The following is a 26,372-nucleotide window of genomic DNA, read 5'->3' on the forward strand; positions in this document are numbered from 1 at the left end:
GATCAGCGCGGCATCTCGTCGACCGGGCCGGGCGTGATGCCGGCGAAGACCTCGCGCAGCGCCACGTCGTCGAGCGTCTCGTGCTCGACCAGCTGGTCGGCGAGGTGGTCGAGGGTGTCGCGGTGGCGCATGAGGATGCCGCGCGCCTCGGCGTGGGCCTCGTCGATCAGCCGGCGCACCTCGGCGTTGATCAGCGCCGCCAGCTCGTCCGAGTGCTCGGCGGGGTGCCCGCCGTCGCGCCCGAGCTGCACCTCCCGCTGGGTGTCGCCGATGCGTCGGGGGCCGAGGACCTCGCTCATCCCGTACTGCTCGACCATGGCTCGGGCGATCGTGGTGCAGCGCTCGATGTCGTCGGCGGCGCCGGTGGTCGGGTCGCCGAAGACGATCTCCTCTGCGGTGCGACCCCCGAGGAGCATCGCCATCTGGTCGACGAGCTGCGACCGGCTCTGGAGGTAGGTGTCCTCGGCCGGGAGGGCGAGCGTCCAGCCGAGAGCCCGACCGCGGGCGACGATCGAGACCTTGTGGATCGGGTCGGTGTTGGGGAGCACGTGGCCGACGAGGGCGTGGCCGCCCTCGTGGTACGCGATCACCCGCTTCTCCCGCAGGGACATCACCCGGCTCGAGCGCTCGGCACCGGCGACCACGCGATCGACCGAGTCCTCGACCTCCGCCATGCCGATGAGGTCCTTGTCGCGTCGGACGGCGAGGAGGGCGGCCTCGTTGATCAGGTTGGCGAGGTCGGCGCCGGTGAACCCCGGTGTGCGCCGTGCGATCACCGTGGTGTCGACGTCGGGGCCGAGCGGCTTGCCCTTGCAGTGCACGTCGAGGATCGCCCGGCGTCCGTCGAGGTCCGGCTGGTCGACGACGATCTGGCGGTCGAAGCGGCCGGGGCGCAGGAGCGCGGGGTCGAGGATGTCGGGCCGGTTGGTGGCGGCGATGAGGATGATGCCCTTGGTGACGTCGAAGCCGTCCATCTCGACGAGGAGCTGGTTCAGCGTCTGCTCCCTCTCGTCGTGGCCGCCGCCGGTCCCCGAGCCGCGGTGCCGGCCGACGGCGTCGATCTCGTCGACGAAGATGATCGCCGGGGCCTCGGCCTTGGCCTGGTCGAACAGGTCCCGCACCCGGCTGGCGCCGACGCCGACGAACATCTCGACGAAGTCGGAGCCGGAGATGGAGAAGAACGGCACGCCGGCCTCGCCCGCGACGGCGCGCGCGAGCAGCGTCTTGCCGGTGCCCGGGGGCCCGTAGAGCAGCACGCCCTTCGGGATCTTGGCGCCCATCTGGTGGAAGCGGTCCGGCTCGGAGAGGAACTGCTTGATCTCCTCGAGGTCGCGGACGGCTTCGTCCGCCCCGGCCACGTCGGCGAAGGTGACCGTCGCCCGATCCTTGCGCGCCCGCCGTGCCTTGGCCTTGCCGAAGCGGCCTCGTCCCTGCAGCGACACGACGAGGTAGATGAGGATGCCGACGATGAGCAGGACCGGCACGAACGACAGCAGCAGGCGCATCCAGAGCGGGTCGGTCTGCGTGTCGGTCTCGAGGCTGACGTCGGCGTCGAGCAGGGCGCGGGTGAGGTCGGCCTCGAACTCCGCGGGGTAGTCGGCGGTGAACTCGGTGCCGTCGGCGAGCTCGCCGACCACCCGGTCCGAGCGGCTGCGCACGGTGGCGGCGGTGACCTCGCCGTCGGCGAGGCGCTGCTCGAGCTCCCCGAGCGTCAGCTCGTCGGGACCCCCGCCCGACCCGCGCACGAGGACGACGACCACCAGGACGAGCACGACCGCCACGGCCGCGGCGATCCACCTGAAGCGCCTCAACGTCTCCACTGACGGGCCAGGGTACCGCCGACCGCCACCCGCCGACCCTCGCGGAGGGTGTGGCGCGCGCTACTCCGCGTCGCCGGTGTAGATGGCGATGTAGGGCAGGTTGCGGTAGCGCTCGGCCACGTCGAGGCCGTAGCCGATCACGAACTCGTCGGGGATGCGGAAGCCGACGTGACGCACCTCGAGCTCCTCGAGGTCGGTGGTCTCCCGGGCCAGGAGGGAGACGACCTCGAGGCTCGCGGGGTTGCGGGCCAGCAGGTTCTTGCGGAGGTAGCTGAGCGTCAGGCCGCTGTCGATGATGTCCTCGACGAGGATGACGTCCCGCCCGGAGAGGTCGAGGTCGAGGTCCTTCACGATCCGCACGACGCCGCTGCTCTTCGTGGCGCTGCCGTAGGACGAGACGGCCATGAAGTCGAACTCCACGGGCAGGTCGATCGCCCGGGAGAGGTCGCTCATGAACACGAACGCGCCCTTGAGGACGCAGATGAGCAGCGGGGACCGTCCGGCGTGCTCCTCGGTGATCGTGGCGCCCAGCTCGGTGATGCGGGCCTGGATCTGCTCGTGGGAGATGAGGATCTTCCCCACGTCGGGGAGGCTGGACGTGGAGCCGGCGTCGGACATCGCGCAGAACCTAGGTCGTCGGGTCGCCCGCCTGCACCTCCGGCGGGACGAGGCGGAGCCGACCGGCCCGGCGCGCGACGCGCCAGCCGCCGAGCAGGTCCGCGGCGCGGGCCTCGAGCCGGGCGACGGCGAGGACCCGGTCGACCGCGGCGGCATCGAGCGGGTGGCCGAGGTCGGTCGCCTCCGCGACCCAGCGCCGCACGGCGATCCGGGCCAGCACGGGCGGGGCGGCGCCGACGGCGCGGGCATCGGTGGGGTCGATCGCAGCGGCCTCCCCGGCGAGGTGGTCGGCGGCGTCGCGCAGGTGGACCGCCTGACGGGCGAGCACGGCGGCGACGTCGCGCTCGCCGACCTCGTCCAGGAGCGGCAGCAGCTCGTGGCGGACCCGGTTCCGCCGGTGGTCGGCGCTGGCGTTGCTCGGGTCCTCGAAGGGCTCGAGGTCGAGCGCGTCGCAGAGGGCGCGGGTCTCGGCTCGCCGCAGCCGCAGCAGCGGACGGCCCTCGGGTCGGATGCCCGCGAGGCCGTCGAGGCCCGCACCGCGGATCAGGTTCAGCAGCATCGTCTCGGCCTGGTCGTCGGCGGTGTGGCCGGTCAGCACGTCGGCGGGCAGGGCGGCGTAGCGCGCCGCGCGCGCCCGGGCCTCGAGGTTGCCGCCCGGCCGGACCTCGACCCGCACGCCCCAGAACGCGGCGCCGACGCGCGTCGCCACCGTCGCCACCCGGGCGGCCTCGGCGGCCGAGCCGTCGCGCAGCCCGTGGTCGACGTGGGCCGCGGTGACCTCGCACCCCGCCGCGGTGGCGAGCACGAGCAGAGCGAGCGAGTCGGCCCCGCCCGAGACGGCGCAGGTGACCGGCGTCCCCGCCGGCGGGAAGGTGCAGCGCGCCAGGAGGTGCTCGACCAGCGGGTCGGCCCCGTCCACGGGGTCAGACCGCGGTGAGACCCACGGGCGCCGGGCCTGCGACCCGCTCGATCCAGGAGCGGGGGTCGCGGATCTCGGCCAGCGACGGGAGGTGGTCGGGCGAGGTCCAGGCCCGGTCGAGCAGCTCGGGGCCGCCGACGTCCTCGACCGCCGCGATGAACGCCTCGCCCTGCTCGTACTGCTTCATCTTGGCCTCGAGGCCGATGAGGCGCTGCAGGACCTTGGACACGCCGCCCGCCTGCTGGCGGCGGGCCCGCAGCACCCGCCCGAAGCGGTCGGCGCTCGGGATGCGGTCGGCGCCGGCACGATCCATCGTGACGTCGCCGTGCCCCTCGAGGAGGCTCATCAGCCCGCCGACCTGGTCGAGCACGACCTTCTGCTCCGGCCCGGCGAGGAGGGCGGCCAGGCCGCCCTCGAGCGGGTTGTTCCGCGACGTCAGGTCGTCGACCACCCGCTTGAGCGCCTCGACGAAGCGAGCCGGGTCGGGGTCGACCGAGTCGACCGTGCGCTGCACCAGTCCGAGGAAGTGCGGGCGCATCCACTCGATGCCGGTGAATTGGGCCCGGTGCGTGACCTCGTGGAGCGCCAGCCACAGGCGGAACTCGCGGGGCGGGAAGGCGAAGCGCTTCTCCAGCGCGAGGACGTTGGTGCCCACGTAGTAGACGATGTCCTGCTCGTCGGGGTCCTCGTCCTCGATGACGAGGAGGTCGTACTGTCCGAGCACCCGGGTGGACATCCAGCCGAGCAGGGCGCCGACCTCGGCCCCCGCCGCCCGACGGGCCACCGGGGCGAGCGGCCCCTCGAGCTTCGGCGCCACCTTGTCGGTGAGCGGTCGGAGCAGTCGCTGGAACGAGGCGATGTTGGCCTCGACCCAGCCCGCCCGATCGGTGACGCGGGCCCGCGCCGGTCCGGCGAGCGAGCGCAGGCCGGTGGCCTCGGCGACGAGCTCCTCGGCCTCGGCGGTGAACTCGGCGAAGTCGGGTGCGAGCGAGTCCCAGTGGTACGACTCGGCGAACGCGTCACGGCCGCCGACCCGCGTGGCGACCTTGGCCGCCAGCTGCCAGTCGACCGGGGCGCTCACGACATCACTTCGGGTAGCGGGTCCGGGACACCTTGACGAAGTAGCCGGCGACCGTCCCGAGGAGGAGCAGGATCGCCGGGATGAAGATGAACACCCCGAACCAGTAGTGCCACACAACAGCGAGCGTCATGGCGCTCATCCTAGGGCCGGGGTGGCGCGCTGCTCACGTCGAGGGCGGGAGGGGGTGGCCCCTGGGCCGGCCACCCCCTCCGCACCGCCCACGGCGGTCAGTCGAACTCGAAGTCCCCGGCGAAGGGGGCCTCGTGGTCCTGCTGGACGATCGCGAGGCCGGCGCGCAGGATCGTCGTCTTCCCCGCGCCGTTGGCACCGAGGATGGCGACGATCGATCCCTCGGGGACCCGGAGGCTCACGCCCCGCAGCACGAGGACGACGTCGTTGTAGACGACCTCGAGGTTGGTGACGTCGAGCGCGCTCGGGCCGGTGGCGGTGGCCGCCGCACCGGGGTCGAGCGTGGCTTCCGACATTCCTCGACGTCCTTCCCTCGCCGGAGCGCCGGGAGGACGTCGCACGTGCCGCCCGGCCAGAAGTGACGGATGTCACGCTAGCGGGTGGCGCCGCGGCGTGCCGGGACGATCGGGCCCCGGCGGGCGGGTCAGGACTCGGGCTCGAACCCCAGGGAGTCGGCGACCCGACGACGGAGGCTCTCGGGGACCTCCTCGTGGCACCGCCGGGCGATCACCACGCGCAGCTCCGCCTCGAAGTCGAAGTGCTCGAGGCAGGGGCTGCACTCCTCGAGGTGGTGGTGGATGACGGCGCGCCGCTCTTCGGTGAGCTCACCGTCGAGGAAGGTGTAGAGCTGTTCGAGCGAGTCGTTGCAGTCGCCGTCGGCCATCGTGTGCTCCTCGGTCATCCGTCGCCGCCGGACGGTGCCGCCGCCGCGACCTCGTCGGTGAGGCCACGCGCCACGGCGAAGTCGTACAACCGCTTCTGGAGGCCCTTTCTTCCCCGGTGGAGCCGGCTCATGACGGTGCCGATCGGGATGTCGAGGATCTCGGCGATCTCCTTGTAGGAGAAGCCCTCCACGTCGGCGAGGATCACGGGCAGGCGGAAGTTCTCGGGCAGGTCCTCCACCGCCTGCTTCACCTCGGCCTCGGTGAACCAGTCCATCAGCTCGTCCTCGGCGCTGCGGCCGGCGCGTGCCGCCTCGAGCCCGCCGAGACGGCGGAAGAGGTAGTGGTCCTCGACCTCGTCGAGCTCCTGCTCGTCGGGGCGACGCTGCTTGGCGCGGTAGGTGTTGATGTAGCTGTTGGTGAGGATCCGGTACAGCCAGGCCCGCAGGTTGGTGCCCTCCTCGAACCCGCCGAAGCCGCGGTACGCCTTGAGGTACGTCTCCTGGACCAGGTCCTCGGCATCGGCCGGGTTGCGGGTCATGCGCAGGGCGGCGTTGTAGAGCGCCCCCATGTGCTCCATCGCCTGCTCCGCGAACCGGCCCTGATCTGCCACCCGCGCCACCCTATCGGTCGGCGCCGAGCGCCTCGCGAGCGGCGGTCAGCCCGGCCCGCACAGGTCCGTCAGCGACCGCTCGGCCCGGTGGGCCGCGAGGTTCGCGGCGAACCACGGATCCTCGTTGCGCACCCGCTGCCGGGCGCACAGGGTCGCGGCGATCTGACCTCGCACCTCGGGTGGCGCCGACGCGCTGGCGTCCACCAGCGCCGGGACGGCGTCGTCGGACAGGCCGAGGAGGTAGCCGACGTCGACGTGCCGACCGTCGGACGACCGCGCCAGGTTGTGCTCGACGACGATCCGCTCGGGGTTCGCCACGTTCAGGCCCACGAGCACGATCAGTGCGCTCGCCCCGACCGCCGCTGGCAGCCAGGTTCGTCGCCAGGGCCGCGACACGTAGACCGCAGTCAGGAGCATCACGACGCCGAGCCACCACGCCGCGACGGTGGACACGAACCGCAGGATCGTGAGGCCGAACGCGTCCTCGTAGAGCCCGAGCCGCCGCACGGCGACCCCCACGACGGCGACGGTGAGCACCGCGGCCGCCACCTGGAGCACGGCCAGCACGCGTGATCCACGCGCCGACGGCCCGGCAGCGCGGTGGATCCCGAGGATGACGGCGAGCGTCACGCCGGCGGCCCACAGCAGCTGGAAGAAGCCCGAGCGGGCGTGCTCCGCGGCGGTCAGGCCGGTCGTGCGGAGGACGTAGGAGTCGCCGCCCACCTCGGCCACCACCTGCGCGAGGACGAAGAGCGAGTAGAGGGCCACGAGGGAACCGAGGACGATGGTCCCCTCGACGACGCCGAGCTGCGGGCCGACCGGGGCGGCCGGCGCGTCGCGGTCGTCGAGCGCGAGCCAGAGGACGGCGGCCGCGGCCCAGACCCCGGCCAGGGTGAGGAGGAGGTGTCCCAACCACGCTGCAGGGTCCACGGGCAGGGAGAAGAACGAGGCGAAGACGGCGTCCGCCGACGCGAGCAGGGCACCGACCACGACGACGACCGGCAGCGCCAGGCCGACGCCGCGCGCGGCCACGCGGAGCCGACCACGCGCCGGCTCGCTCGTCAGGGGCACCGCCGCGGCGAGCCGATCGAGGACCAGGGCGGGTGCCTCGAGCCCGCCGACCACGACCCGGAGCCCGCGGTGGAGCAGCGCGCCGAGCCGCAGGTCGAGGAGGGAGCCCGATCGGGCCAGCGTCGTGCCGAGCAGGAGGAGGCCGGCGAGGGCCACGACGTCGACGGCGACGAGCCAGGGGCTCCGCCGCACGACGAGCACGAGGGCCACGAGGGCGGCGGTGGCGAGGACGGCGCGCGCCTGGCGGTTGGCGACCCGGCCACCGACGAGCACGGCGCCGACGACGGCGACGACGCCGGCGGTCCCGGCCGCACCGTCGATCCGGGAACGGAGCACGAGGTCCGTGGCCACGCCTGCCGCGAGCAGGGCCACGAGCGTCCACCGCGCCGTGGTGCGCGAGGATCCGCCACGAGGCGGGGACGGCACGGCAGCTGCCGCGCCATCGTCGATGGAGACGGCGCCGCCGTCGGCCTGGTTCACGTGGGCACCTCCGTGCATGCGGGAAGGACGACCGTCATGCAGCACCCCGGGCCGGGGCGCTCCTCCACCCGGACGTCGCCGCCGTGGAGGTCGACGATCCAACGGACGATGGCCAGCCCGAGGCCGGACCCTCCTCCGCTGCCGGAGCGGGAGCGGTCCGCCCGGTAGAACCGCTCGAACACCCGCTCGGCCTCGTCGGGCGGGATGCCCGGTCCGGCGTCGAGGACGCGCAGCTCCACGCGGTCGCCCACGGCGTCGGCCTCGACCCGCACCTGCTCCCCGGGCGGCGAGTGGCGGACGGCGTTCTCGATCAGGTTCGCCACGACCTGGTGGATACGCTCGGGATCCCCGTCGAGGGCCAGCCCCTCGGGGCACGTGACCGTCACCTCCGTGTCCGGCGAGTGCAGGCGAGCCTCGGCTGCCGCCTGGGCGAGCAGCGGGCCCAGGTCGACTCGTCGCGGGTGCATCGGTGACCCGCCGGACTCCAGGCGGGCCAGGTCGAGGAGCTGGGCGACCATCCGGCTCAGGCGCTCGGTCTGGCGCAGCATCACCTGCAGCACCTCGGGCTCCGCCGGCTCGACGCCGTCGACGATGTTCTCGAGGGTGGCTCGCAGGGCGGAGATCGGCGTGCGCAGCTCGTGGCTGACGTTGGCCACGAGGTCGCGGCGCTGCCGATCGACCTCGTCGAGCTGGGTCCGCATGGCATCGAACGAGCGGGCCAGCTCGCCCACCTCGTCGCGGGAGGTCGAGCAGATGGGCCCCGCGGGCCGACCGGCCGCGAGGTCCTCGGTGGCGGCGACCATCTCCCGCAGGGGCGAGGTCATGCCCCGGGCGATCGGGTAGGTGACGGCGAGCGCGATCGTGGCCGAGATGAAGGGGCGGACCCAGATGGGGATGCCGGTGCGGAGCCCGATCGTGCTGACGAGCGCGCTGATCGCGACCGCGACGACGATCACGATCGAGAACTTGAGCTTGATCGACCGGATGCGGTCGAGCGGCCTCATGCGACGACGTCCCCGAGGGCGTAGCCGACGGCGTGGACCGTGCGCACCAGTCCATCGCCGAGCTTCCGCCGCAGCGACCGGACGTGGGAGTCCACGGTGCGGGCCCCGGTTCCGTCCCGGTACCCCCAGACCTCGGTGAGGAGGCGCTCCCGCGAGAGCACCGCGCCCTCGGCCCGCACGAGTGCCAGGAGGAGGTCGAACTCCGTCGGCGTGAGGTGGACGGCGTCGCCGGCCCGGTGCACGCGACGTCCGGCCACGTCGAGCGCCGTGTCCACCCCGTCGACGCGGAGGCGGATCTCGCCCCCCGGCGCAGGGTCCGTCGCCATCGGCTCCCGGACCCGGCGCATGATGGCGTGCACCCGGGCGACCAGCTCCCGCGGGCTGAACGGCTTGGTCATGTAGTCGTCGGCGCCGAGCCGCAGGCCGAGGACGAGGTCCTCCTCGGCGTCCTTCGCCGTCAGCATCAGCACCGCCACGTGGCGGTCGCGCTGGATCTGGCGGCAGACCTCCCAGCCGTCGAGGCCGGGGAGCATCAGATCGAGCACGACGAGGTCGGGGGCGGTGCTGCGGCACAGCGCCACGCCCTCGGGACCGTCGGCGGCGTGGACGACATCGAAGCCCTCGCTGCGCAGGCGGGCCGTCACCGCCTGGGCGATCGCCACCTCGTCCTCGATCACCAGGATCCGTCCGCTCATGGCGTGGACCCTACGGAACGAGCCGTGAGGGAGTCCCGCACGAGATGTGAAGATCCGGTGCAGGTCGGGCGCGCCTGCGCACCGCGCTGAGGAGAGCCCGAGAGGGGAATCGAACCCCTGACCTGCTCATTACGAGTGAGCTGCTCTGCCGACTGAGCTACCCGGGCGGGACGGGTCAGGATAGCCGCGCTCCGCGGCGCGGCCATCCGGCATCCCCCGACCGGCCAAGCTGGGGTGATGCGACCGAGCCCCGCCGCCCGCCGTCCGACGCCCCGCGCCGTGGGCCGGGCGCTGGTGGTGGCGCTCGGCGCGCTGGTCGTCGTGCTCGGTGCCGCCGGCCCGGCCGGGGCCCACGCCGTCCTCGTCGGTACCGACCCCGCCCCGGGCGCGCTGCTCGACGCCGCGCCCGACGCCGTCGAGGTCACCTTCGACGAGCCCGTCACGGTCGACCCGAGCTCGATCGTCGTCATCGACGAGACCGGCGCCTCCGTCGGCGGCGAGCCCGAGCTCGACGGCGCGACGGTGCGAGCGACGGTCCCCGCCGACGCGCAGGGGTGGTTCGCGGTGTCGTGGCGGGTCGTCTCCGCCGACGGGCATCCGCTGTCGGGCGCCTGGACCTACCGGGTCGGCGCGGGGTCGGACGTCGCCCCCGACGACCTCGTCGAGCAGGCCGGCGCCGGGCGCGAGCCCGGCCAGGTCGCCCGGTGGGCGTGGATCGTCACCCAGTGGGGCTCCACCCTCTTCGCTGCCGTGCTCGCCGGCACCGTGTTCGTCCGCATCCTCGTCGGGCCCTCCGACGGCCTGCACACGCTCACGCGCGTCGTCGGCGTGGTCGGCGCCGCGCTGGCGCTGGGCGCGGCCGCGGCCAACGGCCCCCACATCGGACCGACGGTCGACGCCTTCGAGGGTCCGGCCTCGACCGAGATGCTCGTGCGCGCCGCGCTGATGGCCGTGGCGACGGGCGCCCTGCTCCTGCCGCGCCGCCCGGGACGTGCGCTCCAGCTCGTCGCCGTCGTCGCCGCCGCGGCTGCTCTGGCGGTCGCCGCGCTGTCCGGCCACGCCCGGGCCGAGGGAGGAGGCGCACTCGTCGGGGGGCTCGCCCACCTCGTGCTCGCCGGCTGGTGGCTGGGCGCCGCGCCGGCGCTGCTGGTCGCCACGCGTGGGAGCGACGAAGCCGGGCCGCTGCTCCGACGCTTCAGCGACGCCGCGGCGTGGCTGCTCGTCGGCACGGTCGTGCTCGGACTCGGCTCGGCCGCTCTGCTCTCCGGTGGTCCTGGCGACGTGGCCGACGACTGGGGGGTCATCCTCGTCGCCAAGCTCGCCTTCGTGCTGATGGCCGCGCTCGCGGGTGGTTGGGTGCGGTTCAACGTCCTCCCCCACATCGACCGCCTCCCCCGCCGGGAGGTCGCCGCGCCCCTGGCGTTCGAGGCCGTGGCGCTCGTCGCCGTCGTCACCGCCTCGATCGCGCTCACCCACAACGGCCCGCCCCGGGCGGTCGACGCCGAGCCGGCAGCCGTGGACGAGCAGGAGGACGAGTCGGTCGTGCTCTCGGCCGAGAGCGACGAGGCCACCCTCACCGTCATCGTCGACCCGGCCGTGGTGGGCACCAACGACCTGCACGTCTACGTCACGGACCGGGTCGGTATGCCCATGGAGGTGGAGGAGGTCGACGTCGCCCTGTCCTCCGCCGAGCTCGGCGTCGAGGAGATCCCGGTCGAGATGAGCGACCTCGGCGCCGGGCACCTGAGCACGCGGGTCGACGACCTCGGGCTGGCGGGCACCTGGGAGATCCGGGTGACCGTGCGGCCCACGGCGTTCACGCAGCTGGAGCTGGTCGAGCCCTTCGAGGTCCGTCCCGCCCCCTGACCCGGGCGGACCTCCGCCGGCGGTGGACGGCGTCAGGCGCGGGCGGGGGCGCCGAGGGGCGCGATCTGCAGCATCAGCGCCTGGAGCAGCAGCGCCTCGTTGGGGTTGCGGATGAGCGCCTCGGCGGCGTCGCGCAGCGCCGCGAGCGACTCGAGCGCAAGCCGTGGGTCGGCGCTCGTCGCCACCTCGTCGCGGTAGCGCTGCGACAGGGTGGAGAACCCGAACCGCAGCTCGTCGCTCCGCAGACGGCGGGCCTCGCGCCGGTGGCGAGCCTCCAGGTCCTTGCGGCCCGAGCCCCGCTCGCCGGTGACCGCCACGCGCGACGCGAGCTCCTCCAGCTCCGACTTGTGGCGCTCGTCGAGCGGGGCCTGGGCGTCGTCGATCACGGCGACCAGCTCGGCCGCCAGCTCCGCCGCCGTCGCTCCCGTCCCGTCCAGCCGATCGGGCACCGCCAGCCACGCGTCGCGGCGCACCCCCAGCCGGGGGTCGCCGACGAGCAGCCGCGCCCGGTCGATGCTGCCCAGGGCGGCGGCGGCTGCGGTGGCGGCGAGCTCGGCGTCGGTGCCCTCGGCGCGCAGCTGCGCCTCGATGTCGGCGGTGGGCACGGCGTGGAAGTGCACCTGCACGCACCGCGAGGCGATCGTCACCAGCTCCGGGGTGATCTCGTCGGCCACGACGACGATCACGACGTGGGCCGGCGGCTCCTCGATCGTCTTCAGCAGGACGGCGGCCGCGTCGCGCACCAGGTGGAAGTCGAGCAGGACGTAGACGCTGCGCGCCGCGTCGACGGGGCTCAGCGCCGCCCGCTGCACGACCCAGCGCGCCGACCCCTCCTCGGGGTGGTCGCGGTCGCCGACGGGGATCGACGCCCCCTTGCGCTCGACCACGGTGAGATCGGGGTGCTGCTCGGCCAACGCCAGGCGACGGTGCCGGTCGGCGGCGTCGGGGTCGGCCTCGGGCGCGGCCAGGACCTCGGCCGCGAAGGCACGGGCGGCGGCGCGGCGGCCGCTCCCTGGCGGTCCGACGAAGAGGTAGGCGTGCACCGGCGACGGTGCCGCCGCTCGCAGCTGGGCCACCGCCGCGTCCTGGCCGACCACGGCTGACCAGACGTCCATCACCCGGCCATCATGCCCGCCCGTCGAGCCGGGGCTCGACCGCGCCCCACACCCGCCGGGCCACCTCCTCGATGGAGCCCGACCCGTCGACGACGATCCACCGGTCCGGGTCGGCGGCGGCCAGTGCGTCGAACCCCGCGGCCACCCGTTCGTGGAACGCGTCGCCGGCCTGTTCCAGCTTGTCGCGCTCGGCGAGGCGCGCCTCGGCCACGTCGGCGTCGACGACGAGGAGCACGTTGAGGTCCGGCCACGTCCCGTCGACGGCGAAGGCGGACAGCGAGCGCACGGCGTCGAGGTCGAGGCCGCGGCCGTAGGCCTGGTAGGCGAAGGACGAGGCGGCGAACCGGTCGCAGACGACGTGGCGCCCGCCGTCGAGCGCCGGCCGGATGACCTCGGCCACGTGCTGGGCGCGGGCGGCGGCGAAGAGCAGGGCCTCGGCCCGGTCGACGAGGTGGGGGTGGGCGGGGTCGAGCAGGAGGTCGCGCGCCACCTCGCCGAGGTGGGTGCCGCCGGGTTCGCGGGTGAGCACCGCACCGATCCGCTCGGCGAGGAGGCGCGCCTGGGTCGACTTGCCGCTCGCCTCGCCGCCCTCGAAGGCGATGAACCGGCCGGTCACGTCTCCTCCCTCGCGGTCGCCTCGGGCCCCCGCACGCTCCACGTGGCGAGGAGCCCGGCCCCGACGATGATCGCGCCGGCGGCCCACAGCGCGAGGCGGACCCCGGGCAGAGCGATGCCGACGCCGAGGATCTCGACGTGGCGGTCGACGAGGCGGCCCGAGAGGCCGTCGAGCAGCTCGGCCAGGACCGGACCGACGAGGAACGACAGCAGGACGCACAGGCGCACGAGCGTGTAGAGGGCACCGAAGATCCGCCCCCGCAGCGCGTCGTCGACGCTCTCGTGGAGCACGGTGAAGCCGAGCACGTACACCACGCCGGCGCAGACGCCGAGAGCGGCGACGAGCACGAGCGCCGCGCCCATCGACGACATCGACGCCGCCGCCAGCAGCGACCCGCCGGCCGCGAGCACCGCGGCCTGGAAGACCTGGAGCTTCGGGAGGCGCGACTGCAGCGCGGCGACGGTGAGCACGCCCACGCACACCCCGAGCCCGAGCGCGAAGGTCAGCAGGCCGAAGCCCGCCTCGCCCTCGCCGAGCACCTCGTTCGAGAACACCGCGCCGAGCGGGACGAGCATGCCGCCGCCGATCAGACCGGTCGCCAGCCCGAGGTTCACGGCCCGCACGGTCGGGTTCAGGAAGGCGAACTGCCAGCCCTCCTTCAGGTCGTCGATCCCCGCGCCGAGGTTGATGCGACGCGAGCGGGCCTTCTCACGTGCCGTCGGCGACGGGATCGACAGCGTCGCGACGATCAGCGCGGCGGTGAGGAACGTCAGCGAGTCGACGTAGAACGCCAGGCCGTCCTGGTCGAGCCGGAGCGCCGAGGCGAAGGGGGCGTCCGACAGCGCCTCCGCGATGCGGGAGAGGAGCGCGAACAGCCCGGCGCCGACGGGGAACGTGCCGTAGGCGGCGACGAGCGACAGCGAGTTCGTCGACGCCAGCCGCTCCGGCGGGACGAGGTTGGGCACCGTCGCCTCCTTCGCCGGCGTCCACAGGAGGGTGAAGACCTCGAGGACGAGCGACGCCACGACCAGCCCGAGGACGTTGTCGACGAAGGGGAGGCAGGCGAGCACCGCGGCCCGACCGATGTCGCACCCGACCATCAGCTTGCGGCGGTCCAGCCGGTCGGCGAACACGCCCGTGATCGGGGCGAGGAAGAACCCGGGCCCGATGCGGGCGGCGAGGACGAGCCCGATCGCCACGCCCTCGGACCCCGCGCTCACCTTGGCGGCCAGCGCGGTGATCGCGATCAGGCCGAGCCAGTCGCCCGTGGCCGAGACGACCTGCGCGAGCCACAGCCGGAAGAAGGCGTGCGACCCGAAGACGCGGACGTGGCGGCCCGGTTCGTCGAGCTCGGTGAGCGACGCGCGGGGACGGTCGTCCAGACCGATCTCGGTCTCCGCGTCGTCGCCGGGGAGCCGGGTCCCGGGCGCGGCGATCCGCGTGGAGGGCGGTTCGGCCACGGGTCGGGACGTTACGACGCGTCGGAGGGCGAGTCGGGCATGTCCTCACCCTCCTCGCCGCGCGCCGCGGCCTTGGTGGCCGGGGCCTTCTTCTTGGCGGGCGCCTTCTTCTTGGCCGCCGCCTTCTTCGCCGGCGCCTTCTTCTTCGCCGGCGCCTTCTTGGCCGCGGCCTTCTTCGCCGGCGCCTTCTTCTTGCGCTTCTTCGCCGGGCCGGCGTCGCGCCGGATCTGGAGCAGCTCGCTCGCCCGCTCGTCGGTGAGGTTCTCGACGGTGTCACCCTTGCGGAGCGACGCGTTCGTCTCGCCGTCGGTGACGTAGGGACCGAAGCGCCCGTCCTTCACGACCATGGGCTTCTCGCTGACGGGGTCGACACCGAGCTCGCGCAGCGGTGCGGCGGCGGTCTGGCCGCGGCGACGCTTCGGCTCGGCGAGGATGCGCAGGCACTCCTCGAGCGTGACCGTGAAGAGCTGCTCCTCGGTCTCGAGGCTGCGGCTGTCGGAGCCCTTCTTGAGGTACGGGCCGTAGCGTCCGTTCTGGACGGTGATCTCTTCGCCGTCGGCGGGGTCGACGCCGACGGTCCGGGGCAGGCTCAGGAGCCGCAGCGCGTCGTCGAGCGTGACCGTCTCGAGCTGCATGTCCTTGAAGAGCGACGCGGTCTTCGGCTTCTCCTTCGCCGCATCGTCGATCTCCCCCAGCTGCACGTAGGGGCCGAAGCGGCCGGCCTTCGCGAGCACGGGCAGGCCGGTCTCGGGGTCGGTTCCGAGCTCGCGGTCGCCCGACGGCGCGGCGAGCATCTCCATCGCGGCGTCGATCGTGATCTCGTCCGGCGCCAGGTCGTCGGGGATCCCGGCGGTGTCCTCGCCGCGCTGCAGGTAGGGGCCGAAGCGTCCGACCCGGGCGACGACGGGGACGCCGTCGGCGTCGACACCGATCGGGATGCTGTTGACGTCGCGCGCGTCGATCTCGGCCAGGCGGTCCGAGACCATCTCCTTCAGCCCCGGCAGGTCCTGCTCGTCGACGCCGAAGTAGAAGCGGCTCAGCCACGGGCCGGCGTCCATCGAGCCGCCGGCGATGTCGTCGAGCTCCTCCTCCATGCGGGCGGTGAACGCGTAGTCGACGAGGTCCGGGAAGTGGCGCTCGAGGAGGGTCACGACGGAGAAGGCCGTCAACGACGGCACCAGGGCCGAGCCCTTCTTCCACACGTAGCCGCGGTCGACGATCGTGCCCATGATCGAGGCGTAGGTCGAGGGTCGACCCACGCCGAGCTCCTCGAGCCGCTTCACGAGCGACGCCTCGGTGTAGCGGGCCGGCGGCTGGGTCTCGTGCCCGTGGGGCGTGATCTCCCGCACGTCGAGGCGGTCGCCCTCGGCCAGTGCCGGCAGGCGCCGCTCCTGGCCGTCGTCGTTGCCGTCGTCGGTGTCCTCGACGTAGACGCGCCGGAAGCCCTGGTGCGTGATGACCGTGCCGGTGGTCGAGAACTCCGCGTCGCGGCCGTCGGTGGCCACGCCACCCAGGCGGACGACGACGGTCTCGCCCACGGCGTCGGTCATCTGCGACGCGATGGTGCGGTTCCAGATCATCTCGTAGGCGCGCGCCTCGGCGGGGCCGACCTCCTGGGCGACCTCGGCGGGCGGGCGGAAGCGGTCGCCCGCGGGGCGGATCGCCTCGTGCGCCTCCTGGGCGTTCTTGACCTTCTTCGTGTAGTGGCGCGGCGCATCCGGCAGGAACTGCGTGCCGAAGCGCTCGCCGATCTCGGTGCGCGCGGCGTTGAGCGCGGTCTCCGACAGCGTGGTGCTGTCGGTTCGCATGTAGGTGATGTAGCCCTGCTCGTAGAGGGTCTGGGCCGCCCGCATCGCCTGCGCCGACGACATGCGGAGCTTCCGTCCCGCCTCCTGCTGGTACGTCGAGGTCATGAACGGCGCCGCGGGCCGACGACGGTACGGCCGGCTCTCCACCGACCGGACGGTGACCTCGGCGTCGCGCAACCCGTCGGCGAGCGACGTGGCCGCCGCCTCGTCCAACCGGACGACCCCGTCGGCGACCTGGCCGCTCGAGTCGAAGTCCCGCCCGGTCGCGACGCGGGCGCCGTCGACCGCCACGAGCGTGGCCGTGACGTCCGGACGCTCGTCGTCGCCCTCCCGGGGCGCGAACACCCCGTCGAGGTCCCAGTAGCCGGCGGCGACGAACGCCATGCGCTCGCGCTCCCGCTCGACGACGATGCGGGTCGCGACGCTCTGGACCCGGCCGGCCGACAGCTGCGGCATGACCTTCTTCCAGAGCACCGGGGAGACCTCGTAGCCGTAGAGGCGGTCGAGGAGGCGCCGGGCCTCCTGGGCGTCGACGAGGCGGCGGTCGAGCTCGCGGGGTTCGTCGATGGCGCGCCGGATCGCCTCGGGCGTGATCTCGTGGAAGACCATGCGCTTCACCGGCACCTGGGGGTTCAGGGTCTCGAGCAGGTGCCAGGCGATGGCCTCCCCCTCGCGATCCTCGTCCGTCGCGAGGTAGAGCTCGGAGGCGTCTTTCAGGACCCCCTTCAGCTCGCGGACGACGTCCTTCTTCTGGCTCGAGACGATGTAGAGCGGCTTGAAGTCGTTGTCGACGTCGATGCCGAGCCGCGCCCACTTCTCGCCCTTGTAGGCCGCCGGGACCTCGGCGGCGTTGCGGGGCAGGTCGCGGATGTGCCCGACCGACGACATGACGACGTAGTCGTCGCCGAGGTAGCCGGCGATGGTGCGCGCCTTGGCCGGCGACTCCACGATGACGAGGGGCTTGCTCACAGACGACAGGTAAGGGTGGCGGCGCGGCGTCTGTCAACCACGCCCCGCCGCGCCGGGGCTGTCAGAGCCGCCGTTCGCGGGTGACGACGAGTCGCACGACGGTGCCCGTCGGGGAGGCGCGGAACTCGGTCTCGTCGACCAGCTCGCGCATGAGCGGGATGCCGAGCCCGCTCTCGTGGAGGAGGCGCTCCGGGTCCTCGGGAGCCGGCGCCGTCGGGGCGTTCTCGGGGTCGAAGCCGCTGCCCCGGTCGATGACCTCGACCTCGATGCGGTCCTCCGCCAGGTCGCACCGCAGGACGACGCGCTCCTCGGCGCCGGACGAGACGTGCGCCTCGATGGCGTTGGTGACCGCCTCGGAGACGGCGATGCGCAGGTCCTCGATCCGGTCGTCGGAGAAGGTCGGCTCGACGTTGGCCGCGCCCGTGATGACGAGTCGTGCGAGCGAGAGGAAGTCCGGTCGGGCCGGGATCTCGAGCTCGACGACCTCGCTCACGTCAGCCGCTCAGCTCGGTGCCGGCGTGCGCGGCCGGCGGGGTGTCGTCGGCGATGGCGTCGTCGACGGAGGCGTACAGCTCGAGGACCCGGTCGATCCCCGTCAGCTCGAGCACACCACGCACCCTCGGCTCCCCGATCACCACCCGGAGCCGGCCTTCGTGGCTGTGCACCCGCTTGAGCGCCCCGACCATGACCCCGAGGCCGAACGAGTCGATGAAGTCCACGCGGCCGAAGTCGAGGACGATGTCGGTCGAGCCGTTGACGACCAGGTTGACGACCTCGGAGCGGATGGACGGGGCGGTGACGACGTCGATCTCGCCGGATGCGGCGACCACGGTCCATCCGTCGCGCTCGTGGGTGTCCAGGTTCATCACCGGGCGATCTCCTCGTCGTCCTCGTCGGTCGTCCTCGTCACCGGTCCGCACAGGTTCCCACGCGGTGCGACGGCTGCCTGCACCCTGCCCGAACGGGGTCCCGTCCAACCGCGCCGGGCGAATGACACCGCTGTGATCCTGTCACCCCGGGGCCGTACACTGTGGGCCTCCGGGAGCTGCCATGACCCTCACCACCTCGGGTTCGCTCGAGTCGCTGCTCACCGAGCTGGCCGACGACGGCCGGCTGGTGCACGTCGAGCGGATCCCCGCGCGCCCCGCCCGCCACGCGCCTCTCGCCCAGCCGCTGCGGGGTCCGGCCGCGGACCTCGTGCCGAGCGGGGGACTGTGGTCGCACCAGGCGGAGGCCATCGACCACCTCCGGGCCGGACGGTCGGTCGCGGTGGCCACCGGCACCGCCTCGGGCAAGTCGCTCTGCTACCAGCTGCCCATCGTCGAGGCGATCACCACCGGTCCCGCACCGGCCACCGCCCTCGCCATGTTCCCCACCAAGGCCCTGGCCCAGGACCAGCTGCGGGCCCTCACCGACCTCGGCGCCCCCGGGGTCGTCGCCGTCACCTACGACGGCGACACCAGCCCCGAGGCCCGGGCGTGGGCCCGCACGCACGCCAACGTGGTGCTGACCAACCCGGACATGCTCCACGCCGGCATCCTCCCCCACCACGGCCGGTGGGCCACGTTCCTCCGACGCCTGCGGTTCGTCGTGATCGACGAGCTCCACGTGCTGCGCGGGGTGTTCGGCACCCACGTCGCCCACCTGCTCCGGCGTCTGCGGCGTCTGTGCGAGCTGTACGGCTCGTCCCCCACCTTCGTGTTCTGCTCGGCCACGATCGGCGAGCCCGGTCGGCTGGCCGGCACGCTGTGCGGCCTCGACGTCGCCGAGGTCCTCGACGACGGGTCACCACGAGGGGAGCGCACCGTCGCCCTGCTCGACCCGCCGGTGCTCGACGTCGTCACCGGCGTGCGCTCGTCGGGCCACGCCGAGGCGGCGTCGGTCATGGCCGACCTCGTGCGTCGCGGCCACCGCTCGCTGGCGTTCAGCCGCAGCCGCACCGGCACCGAGCTGCTGGCCGCCGACGTGAAGGCCCGCCTCGACGCCGACCTCGCCGACGCCGTGCGGCCCTACCGGGGCGGGTACCTCGCCACCGAGCGTCGCGAGATCGAGGCCGCGCTCTTCAGCGGCGAGCTGCGGGGCGTGGTCGCCACGACAGCGCTCGAGCTCGGCGTCGACATCGGCGGCCTCGACGCGTGCGTGCTCGACGGGTACCCCGGCACGATCGCCTCGCTCTGGCAGCAGGTCGGACGCGCGGGACGGGACCAGCAGTCGTCGGTCGCGGTGCTCGTCGCCGGCGACGACCAGCTCGACCGCTGGTTCATGACCCACCCCCGGGAGCTGTTCGTCCGCCCGCCCGAGCCCGCGGTGGTCAACCCCTCGAACCCCGAGATCCTGGCCCCGCACCTGGCTTGCGCCGCCTACGAGAAGCCGCTCGTGCGCACCGATGGCCGCTTCTGGGGCGAGCTGCTCGACGACGGCGTGCGCGACCTCGTCCTCCGCGACCGCCTGCGCATCCGCCACGACCGCCACGGGGACCCCCGCGCCGTCTGGGCCGGGCGGGGCTGGCCGTCACACGGCGTCGGCCTGCGCTCCGGCTCGGCCCGCGAGGTCCGCATCGCCACACCCGACGGCCGACTCGTCGGTCTCGTCGACGAGGCCCGCGCCCACTCCCTCGTGCACCCCGGCGCGATCTACCTCCACCAGGGGAAGGTCTGGCGCGTCGACCGGCTCGACCTCGACGACCTCGCGGCCATCGTCGTCCCCGATCCCGGAGACACCTACACCCAGGCGCGCACCGACGTCGCGGTCGAGATCCTCCGCACCGACGCACGCCGGCAGGTGGGCGCCGCCGAGCTCTCCCTCGGGCGGGTTCGCATCCGCTCGCAGGTCGTCGGCTACCAGCGCAAGGACGTCCGCACCCGCGACGTCATCGAGACCGTCGAGCTCGACCTCCCGCCCACCACGCTCGACACCCGGGGCTTCTGGTACACGCTCGCGCCGAGCATCCTCGCCGAGGCCGGCGTCGCACCCGGGGCCGTCCCCGGGACGCTCCACGCCGCCGAGCACGCCGCCATCTCCCTGCTCCCGCTGTTCACGATCTGCGACCGTTGGGACGTCGGCGGTGTGTCGACGGCGCTCCAGGCCGACACCGGGCTCCCCACGGTCGTCATCCACGACGGCTACCCGGGCGGCACCGGCATCGCCGAGCTCGGCTACGAAGCAGCCGATCGCCACCTGCCGGCCACGCTCGAGCTGCTCGACGCGTGCGGCTGCGCCGACGGCTGCCCCTCGTGCGTGCAGTCCCCGAAGTGCGGCAACGGCAACGAGCCGCTCGACAAGCACGGCGCGATCGCCCTCCTCCGCCGGGTGCTCGACAGCTGACGGGCGGGTGGCCCCGCACCTCTGGCAGGCTGTCGCGATGGCGGACCGACCCGACCACGGCCACGACGACGACACCCCTCCCGGCGACCCGACCGGCGGCGCCGAGCCCATCGAGCCCGACGGCACGGTGGACCCCGAGGGCACCGTCGACCCCGACGACGCGTCCGAGACCCGGTCGATGCAGGCGCAGCTCATCGCGGAGGGCGGAAGCGCCGGCCTCACCGGTGTGGCGGTGGGTGCGGTCCTGGCCGTCGGTTCGACGATCTGGCTGAAGCTCCGGCGCCGGCGCCGCTGACGAACCGGGCGCGAGCGACGGCGGTCAGTTGCCGCCGGGCTCGCGGAACATGACGCAGACGCGCGGACCGGCCTGCGCCCGCTTCGGCACCGAGTGCTGCCAGGTGCGCTGGCAGGTGCCGCCCATCACGAACAGGTCACCCGGCCCGGGCTCGACGGCCAGCGACCGCCCCCCGCCGTTCGGGCGGAGCAGCAGGCGGCGCGGGGAGCCGAGGGTGAGGATGGCGACGACCGTGTCGGCCCGGACGCGACCGACGCGGTCGCCGTGCCACGCCACGGAGTCGTTGCCGTCGCGGTACAGGTTGGCCGAGATGTTGGGCAGCTCGCACCCGTAGTGGTCGCCGAGCACCTGGGCCATCGCCCGGAGTCGGGCCGGCGGATCGGACCACACGCCGGTGTGCAGCCGAGGGACGGCGACGATCCGGTCGTACATCGGCCGCTCGGCCTCCTGCCACGGGGCGGTGCGCCGCAGCTCGTCGAAGAGGTCGGCGTGGCCCGCCGCCCAGTCGGGCACCTCGTCGATCCAGGCGCCGTGCGACAGCGTGGTGCGACGGGCGGCGGCGAACGAGAGGTCGGCCTCCACGGCGTCCTCGGCCCCGAACAGCGAGGGTTGCCACAGCAACTCGGCGGTGGACATGCGACGAGCCTACACGAACACCTGTTCGATGTCAGCCCGGCGAGGTGAGGCGGGTGCGGGGAGCCGACAGCGCGCAGTACGCGCCGTACACGACGAGACCGAGGGCGACGACGGCGACGAGCAGGGACCCCCACCAGGTCGAGGTCGCGTCACGCAGGGCGCCGTCGATGCCCTGGGCCTCGTCGGGTGAGAACTGGATCGCCGCCTGCACGACGAACCACCCCACGATGAGCATCATCACGCCTCGGGCGACCCACCCCACCACGCCCATCCGCCGCAGCGACCGCTGGTCGACCGGTCCCACGCCGCCCGGTTCGAGCTCCTCGGCGAAGGACTCCGTCCAGCCGCGGTGGATGAACACCGCCCCGACGGCGAGGACGGCGAGACCGGCGAGGCCCACGATCCACCGGCCCGCCGTCATCTCCATCACCGAGCGGGTCACGCTGTCGACCTGGGACTCCTGGTCGCCGGATCCGCCCGAGGAACCGCCCGTCGCCAGGGTCACGGCGGACCACGCCAGCGCCGCGTACGTGAGCGCGCTGACGACGTAGGCGGCGCGCGTCGCCCACACCTTCGCCGAGCTCTCGGCGGGGAGGGCGACCGAGGCGAGGCGCCACAGCACGTGGAGCGCCAGCCCGATGGCGACGAGCCAGAGGCCGAGCGTGCCGAGCGGCGTCGACGCCAGCTCCTGGATCGCGCCGCTCTGGGAGACCTCCTGGTCGGACCCCCCACCGCCGCCGCCGCCGACAACGAGCGTGGCCGCGAGGAGGCCGAGGACGACGTAGACGACCCCCTTGGCCACCCAGCCCACCCGCGCCGCGGCGACGACCTCGGGGTGGCGGCGAGCGAGGTCGGCGACGGCGTCGGATGCCGCGTCGGCGGCACCGGAGGAAGAGCGGGTCGTGGGACCGGGCATGGGCACCTCCTGGAGTGCCCCCGCCCGGTACCCGCTGCAACACCCCCGAAACGCTCACGGCGGTGCGCCGTCGTGCTCGACGCGCATCACCGCGTCGGCGCTCACCCGGACGTCGCCGAGCAGCGGTCCGACGAGCGGGACGTCGGTCGGCATGTCGTAGGTGACCCGCACCCGCACCCGTCCGGACCCGGCGTCGGTGACGTCGACCTGCACGCGGTCGGCACGTAGGGGCGTGCCGCCGACGACCGCCGCCTCGGGCGCACTCGGTCGCGGATCGACTGCGGCGGCTCGCACGGCCTCGCGCGCCGCGTGGACCACGAGCAGGTGCGTGTGCACGATGAGCCCGATCTGCACGACGGCGAGCAGGAGGGTGCACACCAGCGGGAGGACGAGGGCCAGCTCGACCGCGGCCTGGCCCCCGTCGTCCCGGTGGCGACCCCTCACGTCAGCTTGTCGAGGATGGAGTCGACGACGCCGTCGAGGAGCTGGGTGATCTTGTCGGTGTCCTTCGCCCACTTGGCGACCATCACCGCCACCGCCGCGGCACCGAGCATGACGAGGGCGTACTCGGCCGTGCTCTGGCCGCGGTCGTCGGCGCGCGCCATCGCGTGGGCGACGCGGCAGCGGATGGCGACGACGCAGCGCAGGACGGCGTCGTCGAGCAGGGACAGGGATGCGGACATTCGGAGACCTCCGTGGACGGTGGGACGTTGGAGTGCGGATGGAGGGGAAGGCGGTCAGACCGGCAGTCCGTCGAGCGCCCCGACGAGGAGCGGCACGACCGTGAGCAGGCCGAAGGCGGGGAGGACGCACACGACGAGGGGGAAGAGGAGGACGACCGGCAGTCGACGGGCCCGCTCCTCGGCGGCGCGGCGTCGCTCCGTCCGCACCTCGGACGCGAGGCGTTCGAGGGCGGGGACGATGGCGGTGCCGTCGCGGAGCGACCCCGCCAGCACCCGGACGAGGGGACGCACCTCCTCGCCCACCTGGCGCGGGAGCTCGGCGACGGCGTCGGCGAGCGACACGCCGCGGCCGGTGAGCTCGTGGGCCCGCCGCAGCGCCACGGCGACCTCACCGACCCCGTGCCGTCCGACCGTGGCGACGGCGAGCGGGACGCTCAGCCCCGAGGAGCTGGCGAGCGTGAGGAGGTCGACGACCTCGGGGAGCTCGTCGACGAGGGCGGCACGCCGCGCACGGGCCACACGGCGACGCCGGAGCGTCCGGGCGACGCCGGCCACGCCGAGCGCCCCCACCGCCAGGACCGGTTCGACGAGGCCCAGCGCCGCGACGCAGAGGGCGAGACGGCCGACCGCGCGGTCGGCTGTCGCGTCCGGCGTGCGCCCCAGCGCACGTCGGAGCCGAGCGCCGACCGCCACGGCGGGCGACCGGCGGCGCCGGCCGGCGGCGAGGGGCGTCCGGAGCGCGGCGATCCGCGCGCCGACCTCGGGCGCCGGCCGGCCAGCCGACGACCACGACGCCGCGAGCGCGGTGGCGGCCCACAGGACGGCCAGGGCGCCGGGGCTCATCGACGCCTCCGGACGAGTCGGTGCATCCACCACGCCCCGAGGGCGTCGAGGACCAGTCCGACCGCGAGGCACGCCATCCCTGCCGGCTCCCGGAAGAGGAACGTCGCCACGCGGGGGTCGCCGGCGACGGCGAGCGCGCCGAAGCCCACCGGCGCGAGCACGAGCACGGCCACCGAGGCCTTGGCCTGGGTCGCCAGGGCCTGGGCCTCCCGATCGAGGGCGGCGTGGTCGCGCAGCGTGGCGGCGACGCCGTCGACCGCCCGAGCCGGGGCGGCGCCGGTCTCGGCCCCCACGAGCAGCGCGACCGCGGCCAGCCGAACGGGCGGCACGGGGTGCGCGGCGACGAGGTCGGCGAGGGCGCCGTCGAGCGAGCGTCCTCGGTCGACACGGGTGGCGACCTCGGCGAGGAGCGGTCCCGCCGGTCCGACGTCGACCTGGGCCAGGCCGCGGAGCGCCTGGTGCACCGAGGCCCCGGCGCGGCAGGCGCGGGCGACGGCGTCGAGGGCCTCCGGCACCGAGCGGACGAGGCGGTCCTCGCGGCGGTGGCCGAGCGCCGCCAGCACGACGACCCCTGCGCCTGCCGCGCCCAGACCGGCGACCACCGAGGCCGTGGGCCCGCCCACCCGCCATCCGCCCAGCGCGGCGCAGGCGACGGCGAGGCGCGCACCGGTCCACCACCGCTCGACCGGTGCGAGGTCGGCGTCGACGGCGCGGCGGGCGAACCACGCGGGCACCGCGCGGAAGGCCGAGCCGGGCGCGGCGCCAGGCGCCGCGGTCGCGGGCACGGGACGACGGCGGTCGGGGCGGGGGTGGTCCGGCCGCACGACGACGGCGAGGACGGCGACGACCGCGCCCGCCGCCGCCATGGGCGCGAGCGCGCTCACCCCACGGCCCGCCCGGGTCGCGTCGGCGTGGCGACCACCTGGTCGCCGCGCACGAGCGGCCGGCACCGCACGCCGCCCACCTCGTCGCCGACCGGTTCGCCCACGGCCACGATGCGCCGACCGCCGTCGGAGGTGCGTCCGACCTGCACGACGACGTCGATCGCCGACGCGAGTTGCTCGCGCACGGCGTGGAGGGGCAGCTCGATCCCCGCGAGCAGGCTCAGCGTCTCCACGCGCCGGAGCGCGTCGTCGGGGCTGTTGGCGTGGCACGTCGAGAGGGAGCCGTCGTGGCCCGTGTTCATCGCCTGCAACATGTCGAGGGCCTCGGGCCCGCGCACCTCGCCGACGACGATGCGGTCGGGACGCATCCGGAGGGCCGTGCGCACCAGCTCGCGGATCGTGACCGCGCCGTGCCCCTCGGCGTTGGCCGGCCGCGACTCGAGGCGCACGACGTGCTCGCCGGGCAGCCGGAGCTCGGCGGCGTCCTCGATCGTGAGGACGCGCTCGGACACCGGGATCGCCGCGGCGAGGGCGTTGAGGAGCGTGGTCTTGCCCGCGCCGGTGCCGCCGGACACGACCACGTTGCGACGCGCGAGGACCGCAGCGCGCAGCAGCTCGACCACCGGCGGCGGGGCGAACGCCTCCAACGGCACGGCGCGGGCGCCGAACCGGCGGACCGTGAGGCACGGGCCGTCGACGGCGAGCGGGCGGACCACGGCGTGGACCCGGGAGCCGTCCGGCAGCCGTGCGTCGACCATCGGGGAGCTGCGGTCGACGCGCAGCCCGAGGGGAGCGACGATGCGCTCGACGAGGCGCAGCGCGGTGGGTTCGTCGATCAGCAGGTCGGTGGCCTCGACGCGGCCGGCGCGCTCGACCCACACCCGGCCGCCGCCGTTCAGCATCACCTCGGTGACCGTCGGGTCGGCGAGCAGGGGGTCGAGCGGACCCAACCCGTGCACCCGGGCCGCCACGGCGTCGACCACTGCCGCCTCCGACGCCGGGCCGAGCAGCGGCGCCTCGGCCCGCACGAGCCGCCGCACGACGTCGATGACGTCGTGCGGGTCGATCGCGGGCCACTCGTCGAGGAGGCGGCGGTGGAGCGACTCGACGAGCTGCTCGAGGTCGACCGCCGTCATGGCGCTCATGCCGCCGCTCGCATCGCCCGCTCGAGCCCGCGGGGCAGACGCCGGGCGAGCAGACCGGCATCGACGGCACGCGCGACGCCGGGGTCGACCGCCACCTCGGCGACGACCGGCACGCCGAGCACCCCCTCGACGTCGGAGCGGTCGAGGGCCCGACCCGGCTCGGCCACGACGACCGCCGCGCTCGGACGGATGGGTGCCGCCGCGGCCCGGCGCAGCGCCAGGTAGCAGAGGCGGGTGACGAGGAGCGAGGTGCTCGCACCGGCCGCCACGGACAGCGCGGCGTCGGCGGCGGTGACCGTGCCGCAGTCCACGACCACGGTCCGGTGATCGGCGGCGAGCAGGGGACCGAGCACGTCGAGCCGCTCCCGGTCCGTGGCGCCGTGGCCGAGCGGCAGGAGGTCGAGCCCGGGCCGGACCGGGACCTCGAGGCGGGCCAGGGCGTCCGCCGGCGCCTCCGCGCCCGCCCGGCTCCACTCCGCGACCCCCGGTCCGTCGGGATCAGCGGTCCCGAGCACGGCGGGGAGGTCCCCCGCGAGGTCGACGAGCAGGACGCCCGGACCGGGACGCGAGGCGATGACGAGAGCGAGGGAGGCGGCGACCACGGTGGTGCCGGATCCACCCTTCGCCGACCAGCAGGACACGACCACTTGACCCTCCACG

General features: G+C 74.3%; 28 protein-coding genes and 1 tRNA gene. 3 read left to right on the forward strand and 26 right to left on the reverse strand.

Annotated elements, in window-relative coordinates; all coding sequences use genetic code 11:
- Nucleotides 1-2 precede the first annotated feature (2 nt).
- The 12 genes from ftsH to GH723_RS16150 all read right to left on the reverse strand — a co-directional run bounded on the left by ftsH (nt 3) and on the right by GH723_RS16150 (nt 9,319).
- The gene (gene ftsH, locus GH723_RS16100) at nt 3-1,820 is read right to left on the reverse strand and encodes an ATP-dependent zinc metalloprotease FtsH (protein WP_153760606.1); all 1,818 of its coding nucleotides are present in this window, start codon (nt 1,818-1,820) and stop codon (nt 3-5) included.
- Between the two features lie 60 nt (nt 1,821-1,880).
- Entirely contained in the window at nt 1,881-2,438 is a 558-nt protein-coding gene (hpt, locus tag GH723_RS16105; protein ID WP_153760607.1) for a hypoxanthine phosphoribosyltransferase, read from the reverse strand.
- A 10-nt stretch (nt 2,439-2,448) separates the two neighbouring features.
- Nucleotides 2,449-3,357 carry a tRNA lysidine(34) synthetase TilS gene (gene tilS, locus GH723_RS16110; protein ID WP_153760608.1) on the reverse strand — a complete coding sequence of 303 codons (909 nt, stop codon included), beginning with the start codon at nt 3,355-3,357 and terminating at the stop codon, nt 2,449-2,451.
- Between the two features lie 4 nt (nt 3,358-3,361).
- Nucleotides 3,362-4,438, reverse strand: coding sequence for a zinc-dependent metalloprotease (locus tag GH723_RS16115; RefSeq protein ID WP_195210373.1), 1,077 nt, complete (start codon nt 4,436-4,438; stop codon nt 3,362-3,364).
- A gap of 4 nt (nt 4,439-4,442) precedes the next feature.
- Nucleotides 4,443-4,568, reverse strand: coding sequence for a hypothetical protein (locus GH723_RS19080; RefSeq protein ID WP_267471321.1), 126 nt, complete (start codon nt 4,566-4,568; stop codon nt 4,443-4,445).
- Nucleotides 4,569-4,665: 97 nt separating this feature from the next.
- A complete protein-coding gene (locus tag GH723_RS19135) occupies nt 4,666-4,923 on the reverse strand; it encodes an ATP-binding cassette domain-containing protein (RefSeq protein WP_324248584.1) in 258 nt (85 codons plus the stop codon).
- A gap of 128 nt (nt 4,924-5,051) precedes the next feature.
- The gene (gene rsrA, locus GH723_RS16125; protein ID WP_153760610.1) at nt 5,052-5,309 is read right to left on the reverse strand and encodes a mycothiol system anti-sigma-R factor; all 258 of its coding nucleotides are present in this window, start codon (nt 5,307-5,309) and stop codon (nt 5,052-5,054) included.
- Nucleotides 5,306-5,902 (reverse strand): sigma-70 family RNA polymerase sigma factor, encoded by a 597-nt coding sequence (locus GH723_RS16130; RefSeq protein ID WP_324248585.1) that lies wholly within the window; start codon nt 5,900-5,902, stop codon nt 5,306-5,308. Before GH723_RS16130 ends, rsrA begins: the two co-directional genes overlap by 4 nt.
- A gap of 45 nt (nt 5,903-5,947) precedes the next feature.
- Nucleotides 5,948-7,453 carry a DUF4153 domain-containing protein gene (locus GH723_RS16135; RefSeq protein ID WP_195210374.1) on the reverse strand — a complete coding sequence of 502 codons (1,506 nt, stop codon included), beginning with the start codon at nt 7,451-7,453 and terminating at the stop codon, nt 5,948-5,950.
- Nucleotides 7,450-8,457, reverse strand: a complete 1,008-nt coding sequence (locus GH723_RS16140) for a sensor histidine kinase (protein ID WP_153760612.1) — start codon at nt 8,455-8,457, stop codon at nt 7,450-7,452. The genes GH723_RS16135 and GH723_RS16140 overlap by 4 nt, the downstream gene beginning before the upstream one ends.
- Nucleotides 8,454-9,152, reverse strand: coding sequence for a response regulator transcription factor (locus GH723_RS16145; protein ID WP_153760613.1), 699 nt, complete (start codon nt 9,150-9,152; stop codon nt 8,454-8,456). Before GH723_RS16145 ends, GH723_RS16140 begins: the two co-directional genes overlap by 4 nt.
- Before the next feature lie 94 nt (nt 9,153-9,246).
- Nucleotides 9,247-9,319 (reverse strand) — tRNA-Thr (locus tag GH723_RS16150).
- Nucleotides 9,320-9,389: 70 nt separating this feature from the next.
- Here GH723_RS16150 and GH723_RS16155 point away from each other — a divergent pair.
- Nucleotides 9,390-11,018, forward strand: coding sequence for a copper resistance protein CopC (locus GH723_RS16155; protein WP_153760614.1), 1,629 nt, complete (start codon nt 9,390-9,392; stop codon nt 11,016-11,018).
- 32 nt (nt 11,019-11,050) lie between these two features.
- Here the strand turns inward: GH723_RS16155 and GH723_RS16160 are convergent, their stop codons facing one another.
- From GH723_RS16160 to GH723_RS16185, 6 genes are all read right to left on the reverse strand, one after another.
- A complete protein-coding gene (locus tag GH723_RS16160; protein WP_153760615.1) occupies nt 11,051-12,133 on the reverse strand; it encodes a hypothetical protein in 1,083 nt (360 codons plus the stop codon).
- Nucleotides 12,134-12,143: 10 nt separating this feature from the next.
- The gene (tmk, locus tag GH723_RS16165; RefSeq protein ID WP_153760616.1) at nt 12,144-12,749 is read right to left on the reverse strand and encodes a dTMP kinase; all 606 of its coding nucleotides are present in this window, start codon (nt 12,747-12,749) and stop codon (nt 12,144-12,146) included.
- Nucleotides 12,746-14,209 carry an MFS transporter gene (locus GH723_RS16170; protein ID WP_153760617.1) on the reverse strand — a complete coding sequence of 488 codons (1,464 nt, stop codon included), beginning with the start codon at nt 14,207-14,209 and terminating at the stop codon, nt 12,746-12,748. Before GH723_RS16170 ends, tmk begins: the two co-directional genes overlap by 4 nt.
- A gap of 11 nt (nt 14,210-14,220) precedes the next feature.
- Nucleotides 14,221-16,986, reverse strand: a complete 2,766-nt coding sequence (gene topA / locus GH723_RS16175; RefSeq protein WP_229022885.1) for a type I DNA topoisomerase — start codon at nt 16,984-16,986, stop codon at nt 14,221-14,223.
- Between the two features lie 61 nt (nt 16,987-17,047).
- Nucleotides 17,048-17,479: an ATP-binding protein gene (locus GH723_RS16180; RefSeq protein WP_153760618.1), complete on the reverse strand. Its 432-nt coding sequence runs from the start codon at nt 17,477-17,479 to the stop codon at nt 17,048-17,050.
- 1 nt (nt 17,480) lies between these two features.
- On the reverse strand, nt 17,481-17,852 hold the full coding sequence (locus GH723_RS16185) for an STAS domain-containing protein (RefSeq protein ID WP_153760619.1): 372 nt from the start codon (nt 17,850-17,852) through the stop codon (nt 17,481-17,483).
- A 184-nt stretch (nt 17,853-18,036) separates the two neighbouring features.
- Between GH723_RS16185 and GH723_RS16190 the strand changes: the two genes are divergently transcribed.
- Both GH723_RS16190 and GH723_RS16195 read left to right on the forward strand, forming a co-directional pair.
- Entirely contained in the window at nt 18,037-20,310 is a 2,274-nt protein-coding gene (locus GH723_RS16190) for a DEAD/DEAH box helicase (RefSeq protein WP_153760620.1), read from the forward strand.
- Between the two features lie 37 nt (nt 20,311-20,347).
- Nucleotides 20,348-20,605 (forward strand): hypothetical protein, encoded by a 258-nt coding sequence (locus GH723_RS16195; protein WP_153760621.1) that lies wholly within the window; start codon nt 20,348-20,350, stop codon nt 20,603-20,605.
- Nucleotides 20,606-20,629: 24 nt separating this feature from the next.
- On the opposite strand, the gene GH723_RS16200 is transcribed toward GH723_RS16195, so the two are convergent.
- Genes GH723_RS16200 through GH723_RS16235 form a run of 8 tightly spaced genes read right to left on the reverse strand, consistent with a single transcriptional unit; the run spans nt 20,630 to nt 26,353 of the window.
- Nucleotides 20,630-21,241, reverse strand: a complete 612-nt coding sequence (locus GH723_RS16200) for an alpha-ketoglutarate-dependent dioxygenase AlkB (RefSeq protein ID WP_153760622.1) — start codon at nt 21,239-21,241, stop codon at nt 20,630-20,632.
- 31 nt (nt 21,242-21,272) lie between these two features.
- Nucleotides 21,273-22,157, reverse strand: coding sequence for a DUF1206 domain-containing protein (locus GH723_RS16205; protein WP_153760623.1), 885 nt, complete (start codon nt 22,155-22,157; stop codon nt 21,273-21,275).
- Between the two features lie 54 nt (nt 22,158-22,211).
- Nucleotides 22,212-22,601: a TadE family protein gene (locus tag GH723_RS16210; protein ID WP_195210375.1), complete on the reverse strand. Its 390-nt coding sequence runs from the start codon at nt 22,599-22,601 to the stop codon at nt 22,212-22,214.
- The gene (locus tag GH723_RS16215; RefSeq protein WP_153760625.1) at nt 22,598-22,840 is read right to left on the reverse strand and encodes a DUF4244 domain-containing protein; all 243 of its coding nucleotides are present in this window, start codon (nt 22,838-22,840) and stop codon (nt 22,598-22,600) included. Before GH723_RS16215 ends, GH723_RS16210 begins: the two co-directional genes overlap by 4 nt.
- Before the next feature lie 54 nt (nt 22,841-22,894).
- Nucleotides 22,895-23,683, reverse strand: a complete 789-nt coding sequence (locus tag GH723_RS16220; protein ID WP_153760626.1) for a type II secretion system F family protein — start codon at nt 23,681-23,683, stop codon at nt 22,895-22,897.
- A complete protein-coding gene (locus GH723_RS16225) occupies nt 23,680-24,567 on the reverse strand; it encodes a type II secretion system F family protein (RefSeq protein WP_153760627.1) in 888 nt (295 codons plus the stop codon). Before GH723_RS16225 ends, GH723_RS16220 begins: the two co-directional genes overlap by 4 nt.
- Nucleotides 24,564-25,712 (reverse strand): CpaF family protein, encoded by a 1,149-nt coding sequence (locus tag GH723_RS16230; RefSeq protein ID WP_153760628.1) that lies wholly within the window; start codon nt 25,710-25,712, stop codon nt 24,564-24,566. Before GH723_RS16230 ends, GH723_RS16225 begins: the two co-directional genes overlap by 4 nt.
- Nucleotides 25,709-26,353 carry a P-loop NTPase family protein gene (locus GH723_RS16235; RefSeq protein ID WP_153760629.1) on the reverse strand — a complete coding sequence of 215 codons (645 nt, stop codon included), beginning with the start codon at nt 26,351-26,353 and terminating at the stop codon, nt 25,709-25,711. The genes GH723_RS16230 and GH723_RS16235 overlap by 4 nt, the downstream gene beginning before the upstream one ends.
- Between the last annotated feature and the right edge of the window lie 19 nt (nt 26,354-26,372).

The organism is Actinomarinicola tropica, assembly GCF_009650215.1.
Lineage (GTDB): Bacteria > Actinomycetota > Acidimicrobiia > Acidimicrobiales > SKKL01 > Actinomarinicola > Actinomarinicola tropica.